This is a genomic window from Promineifilum sp. (SeqCode) (assembly GCF_041918635.1).
In the GTDB taxonomy this organism is placed as follows: Bacteria; Chloroflexota; Anaerolineae; order Promineifilales; family Promineifilaceae; genus Promineifilum.
In genome coordinates, this window is sequence record NZ_JAYRVJ010000790.1 from 1 (window position 1) to 5,396 (window position 5,396).

The window sequence follows — 5,396 nt, forward strand, 5'->3', positions numbered from 1 at the left end:
AGGGCGATCAGCCCGCCCGGGTAGGTCGCGTCGCTGATCTGGGTCAACAGGATGTCGTTGGCGTAGAAGGTCAGGTCGGAGCCGGCGGCGATCACCTTCAGCCGGTTGGCGACGTTGAGGCCGGAGTTGAGGGCCGGCGAGGCCGTCCAGTCGGGCACGAGGCGCGTCCAGACGCCGTCCGCGTCGCGCCGCTCGATCAGGTATTGGCCGTTGCCGTTGATCTCGAAGCGGTAGAACTGCTGCCCATCGACCATGCGGAACAGGACGCCATAGCTGCTGTCGAGCGGCCCGGCCCGCTGCCAGACGTCCACCTCCAGCACGAAATCGGCGAAGGTGTAGTCGGGCAGGGCCGTGTACTGGATGGTGTTGGGCGCGGCGACGGTGATGACCATCTGCTCATTGACGATGGCCGTCGAACCCAGCGCGTCTCCCTCCAGCAGCCAGTTGCCCGTGCGGCCGGGGATGAACTCGTCGAGGTAGGGGCCGTCGGCGGCGACGGGCGCGGCGGGGGAGCCGGCGGTGGCCGAGACGCTGCCAACTGAGGTCGAGCCGCCGGCATCGGGCAGCAGCGGCCGGCCGCCACAGGACGCCAGCAGCATCAGACCCATGAGAAAGGGTAGCGCGGCGCTACGGGGCGGTAACCTGGACATTGTCGAACTCGATAATCGTCGCCCCCGCCTCCAGCGTGCTGGCCGCCAGCCCGATGTCGCCGGTGACAAAGGTCGGGTCGGTCACCGTCACCAGCGGAATGCCATTCACCTCCAGGCTCAACTCGCTGCCGATGCAGGAGACGCGCAACTCGTTGGAGGCCACGCCGACGTTGATGGCGTCGCTCGGCTGGAACTGCCCATTCTCGGTCAGGTAGGTGATCGTCTCGCCGCCGCTCTGGTACTTGCCGACGGCGTAGTAGCCGTCGCCGCTGATGAGGAAGACGTAGAAGTTCTCCTCGTTCTGGTAGCGGCAGATGAGGCCATAGGCGTTGTTATTGGGGCCGGCAACCTGGCGCGCTTCGGCGGCGATGACCACGTCGTCGAAGTCGCGGCCCGGGTTCGTCCACCAGATCTGGCCGGCCTGGCTGGCGCTCAGCTGCATGGCCGCGTTCTCCATGCCCGCCGCGCCGCCGCCGCGGTTGTAGGTGGCCCAGCCGCAGTCCAGGTCGCCGCTGAAGTCGTCGGTGAAGAGGATGCCAGGGGCGTCGCAGGCATCCGGCTCGTCAGCCGGCGCGGCGCAAGCGGCCAGGGTCATCAAGATGAGTAGGGCCGCGATCCAGCCCAGCCCACGCGCGAGGCCCCGTAGTGCGCGTCCTGGTAAGTAACCCATCTCAGCGCTGCTCCGCCTCCCGCTCGGCCTGATCCAGTTGTGCCTCCAATGCCTTCATCTGGGCGGCCACGTCACCCTGCCGGCGCACCACGACGAGATAGATGCCCAAAATAAGTACCCACAAGACGATCACGATGAGCGCGGCTACCATGAGATTCTGCAACATGCGATCCTTCTCCATACAATGAGTGCGTAGACCTGAGAGGTGGGCGGCTACCAGTTTCACTGTCATCAGAGCACCATTGGCCGCCCACCTCTCAGGTCTTTCGATGGGAATTGTAGTGCGATCTCCCGTTTCAGGCCATGCCGAGACCTCACAGGGGGCGGCCACCAGGCTCAATTTTTGTCATAGTACTAGTGGCGGCCCACCTGTCAGGTCTTTCACCGATTAGGCCCTGCTATCCCACAGCGGCTCAGGCACGCCGCGGGCGTGGTTCTCGAGGCGGGCCATCACGAACAGCGCGTCCGATAGCCGGTTCAGGTAAGGCAGCACGAATGGGCCGATCGCCTCCTCGCGCATGAGCGTGATGCAGTGCCGTTCGGCGCGCCGGCAGATGGTGCGGGCCACGTGGAGGTGGGCCGCGCCCAGGGAGCCGCCGGGCAGAATGAAGTTCTGCAAGGGGCCGACCACGGCCGTCATCTCGTCGATCAGCCGTTCCAGCCGCTCAACGTGGCGCGCCTCGATCTGCGGCACGCGGTACTGGGCCTTGTCCTCCTCGCGGAAACTCAGGTCGGAGCCGAGGTGGAACAGTTCGTTCTGAATCTCCGGCAGCACGGCCGCCAGCCGCTCCGTCAGGCCCGTCGCCAGGGCTACGCCCAGCGCGGAGTTCAGCTCGTCCACCGTGCCGTAGGCGTCAACGCGCGGCGAATCCTTAGGCACGCGCTGGCCGCCGCTGAGGCTCGTCTGCCCGGCGTCGCCCTGCTTGGTATAGATTTTCGTTAGTCGCGGCATGAATTTCTCTCCTCTCGAAGAGGCTCACGCAAAGTACGCCAAGAACGCAAAGAAGAAATCTTATTTTTGCGTTCTTGGCGCTCTTGGCGTACTTTGCGTGAGCCTCTTCAATCTGCGTAATCTGCGAAATCTGCGGATCACTCTTCTCCCAACCCCGCCAGCGCGTCGGCGACGGTGAGCCAGCCGGTCTCCGGGAACAGCCGCGCGATTTGCGGCGCAAAGTGGGGCGAGCTGCCCAGCACCGCGCGCGTCGGCCCGGCGGCGATCACCTCGCCCTGGCTGAGCATCACCGTCCGGTCGGCGATTAGCCCGGCCAATTCCACGTCGTGGGTCACCAGCAGCAGCGCCGCGCCCTCGGCCAGCCAGCGCCGCCACATCGCCACCAGCGCTTCCTTGGCCGGCATGTCCAGCCCGCGCGTCGGCTCGTCCAGCAGCAGCAGGCGCGGACGCGTCACCGTCACCGCGCCCAGGGCCACGCGCTGCCGCTGCCCTACCGACAGGTCGCGCGGGTACACGTCCGCGAACTCAGTCAGTCCCAGCCGTTCGATCAGGCCGTCAAGCTCGGCCGGCGCTTCGGGCAGGCGGTGGTTGCGCAGCGTCTCGCGCAACTCGTCGGCGACCGTCTCGGCGAAGAGCAGGTCATCGGGATTCTGCGGCAGGTAGCCCACCTCGCGGCAGATGTCGGCCACGTCGCGCCCTTGCGTGGTGCGGCCGTTGACGCGCACCTCGCCCGCCTGGCCGCGCAGCAGGCCAACGACGCACTTCAGCAGCGTCGACTTACCCGCGCCGTTGCGGCCGACCAGCGCCACCGCCTCGCCCGGATGGATGGTGAGGTTCACATGGTTGAGGGTCTGGCGGCCATTGTACGCGAAACGCAGGTCATTGACCTCCAGCAGCGGCGGCCCCGATTGGATCGCCGCTGGGACGGCGGCAACACCATCAGAAGAGGCCGGTGGAACGCCGGCGATCCGGGCCTGGGCCCGCATTGCCTGCGCCAAGGGCTTGGCCTCCTTTACCGTCACTGGCAGCGGCTGCCACCCCAGCGCCCGCGCCAGCGTGACCAGCGGCGGCCCGGTGGGGATGAGCGCCAGCGCCTCGCGCACCGGCGCGTCCACCACGATCCGGCCGCGCTCCAGGTAGGTCAGCCGGTCGGCGTAGCGTACGATGCGCTCCAGCCGGTGTTCGGCCAGCACGATGGTCAGCCCCAGGTCTTCGTTCAGCCGGACGAGGGCGCGCAGCACGTCCTCGGCCGACTGCGGATCGAGCTGGCTCGTCGGCTCGTCCAGCACCAGCACGCGCGGGCGCAGCGCCAGCGCGGCGGCGATAGCTAACCGCTGCCGCTCGCCGCCCGACAGCGTGTGGATGGGCCGGTCGCGCAAGGGAGCCAGGTCGACCAGGTCGAGCGCCTCCTCCACGCGCACGCGCATCTCGGCCGGGGGCACGGCGGCGTTTTCCAGGGCGAAGGCGATCTCCGCTTCCACCCGGTCGAGCACCGCCTGCGCGTCGGGGTCCTGGGCGACAAAGCCCACCACCCGGCTGAGGACGCGCGGCCCGGCGGCCACGGCATCGACGCTGGGGACGTCGTTGACGCCGGGGACGGCGTTGACGCCGGGGACGGCGTGTGCGCCGCCCACGGTGACCCGACCGGTCAGGACGCCGCCGCTGAAGTGGGGCGTCAGGCCGTTGAGGCAGCGCAGCAGCGTCGATTTGCCGGAACCGGACGGGCCGGCCACCAGCACGAACTCCCCGTCCTCCACGCGCCAATTCACATCACTCAGCGCCGGTGGAACGGGTTTCTTAACCCGTCCTTCCCCCTGAGGATACCGATAAGTCAGTCGCTCAATCGAAATCATCTCTTCTCCACAGCGGGCATGACCGGCCCGCCCAGCGCCAACACCGCCGGCGCGGCCAACCCCAAACACAGCAACCCGGCCACTAGATGAAACGGCGGCAAGCCCACACGGGGATAGGGCGCATAGCCCAGCGCGACCCCACCCAGCCCGGGCAGCGGCAGCAGCAGCGCCAGGGGCAAGAGCGCGGCGGCCACTACCACACTGTCGGCCCACGTCCAGCGGCGCGGCCGGTAGCGGGTGCGCGGCGCGCGCCGGCTCAGGTCACGGTAGGCCACGGCGACGGCCAACGCGCCGCCGGCAATGAGCGCCCAGCCATCCGCTCCGCCCCACACCAGCCGTAGCGCGCCACCCAGGGTCAGCGCCAGCGCCAGCAGTAGGAACAGCCGCGCCCGCAGGGGCATGCCCACCTGGGCCGTGGAGCCGTAGCCGCGCGCGACCATCGTCTCGGCCAGATTCAGGGCGCGCTCCAGGCCGCCGACCAGCAGCGGGATGACAATGGGCCGCCAGTCGCGCAGGCCGCGCAGCCGGTGGCCGCGGATGGCTTGCGCCTCGCGGATGCGCTGGAACTGGCGCACCGTCTCCGGCACGTAGGTGAGGGCTACCAGCAGCACCAGCCCCAATTCGTGCAGCGCGGCGGGGGCCAGGCCGGCCAATTGGCTCGCCGGCACGATGGCGTTGAAGGCCAGGAAGAAGGACAGCAAGGCGACCAGGCTGAGGCCGCTGACGAAGCCGAAGACGGCCGCCTCCAGCGTCAGCGGCCCGCCGATGAGCCACCAGCCGGCCGGCAGCGTCGCCAGCACCGTCTGGCCGATGTGGGCGGTCAGCAGGTTGAACAAGGTAGAGAAGACGAGGATGAGGGCGCTGATGCGCCAGAAGGGCAGCCGCCAGACGCCCGCCGCCGGCGAACAGGCGCTTTCGACCACGCGCGACACGGCCAGCAGCAGGGCCAGATAGAGCGGGTTGCGCGCCCCCAGCACCAGCAGCCCGCCGGCCAGCAACCACACCAGCCAGGCGCGCGGATCGTATGTACCGTGGGACGGGCTTCTTAGCCCGTCCGCTTCACCGCCTGTTTTGTTCACCCACGTTCCTTTTCACCGCCTGTCCCATTCGTAGTCAGGCAATTTTGAGTCTTAAGTAACTATTCGAAAGGTTTGATAACTTTACCAAAAGTCTAGAGCGCGCGATGCTCTTCGAAAACGGAGAGCAAGCGCATGATTTACGCCAAAGTAGATGCCCAGCAGAAAGCCATCCTGGCTACGGAGATGAACAGC

The 5,396-nt window shown here is 67.9% G+C and carries 5 protein-coding genes and 1 pseudogene; all 6 read right to left on the reverse strand.

Annotated elements, in window-relative coordinates; genetic code table 11:
• A pseudogene (locus tag ACE3UY_RS22600) lies at nt 1–650 on the reverse strand (hypothetical protein); the annotation flags it as partial.
• Nucleotides 628–1,320, reverse strand: coding sequence for a hypothetical protein (locus tag ACE3UY_RS22605; RefSeq protein WP_374689726.1), 693 nt, complete (start codon nt 1,318–1,320; stop codon nt 628–630). The pseudogene ACE3UY_RS22600 and the gene ACE3UY_RS22605, both read right to left, overlap by 23 nt.
• Before the next feature lies 1 nt (nt 1,321).
• Complete coding sequence (locus tag ACE3UY_RS22610) at nt 1,322–1,486, reverse strand: hypothetical protein (RefSeq protein ID WP_374689727.1); 165 nt, start codon at nt 1,484–1,486, stop codon at nt 1,322–1,324.
• A gap of 222 nt (nt 1,487–1,708) precedes the next feature.
• A complete protein-coding gene (locus tag ACE3UY_RS22615) occupies nt 1,709–2,272 on the reverse strand; it encodes a cob(I)yrinic acid a,c-diamide adenosyltransferase (RefSeq protein ID WP_374689728.1) in 564 nt (187 codons plus the stop codon).
• 137 nt (nt 2,273–2,409) lie between these two features.
• Nucleotides 2,410–4,125 (reverse strand): ABC transporter ATP-binding protein, encoded by a 1,716-nt coding sequence (locus ACE3UY_RS22620; protein ID WP_374689729.1) that lies wholly within the window; start codon nt 4,123–4,125, stop codon nt 2,410–2,412.
• On the reverse strand, nt 4,122–5,204 hold the full coding sequence (locus ACE3UY_RS22625; RefSeq protein ID WP_374689730.1) for an energy-coupling factor transporter transmembrane component T: 1,083 nt from the start codon (nt 5,202–5,204) through the stop codon (nt 4,122–4,124). The genes ACE3UY_RS22620 and ACE3UY_RS22625 overlap by 4 nt, the downstream gene beginning before the upstream one ends.
• Nucleotides 5,205–5,396: the final 192 nt, after the last annotated feature.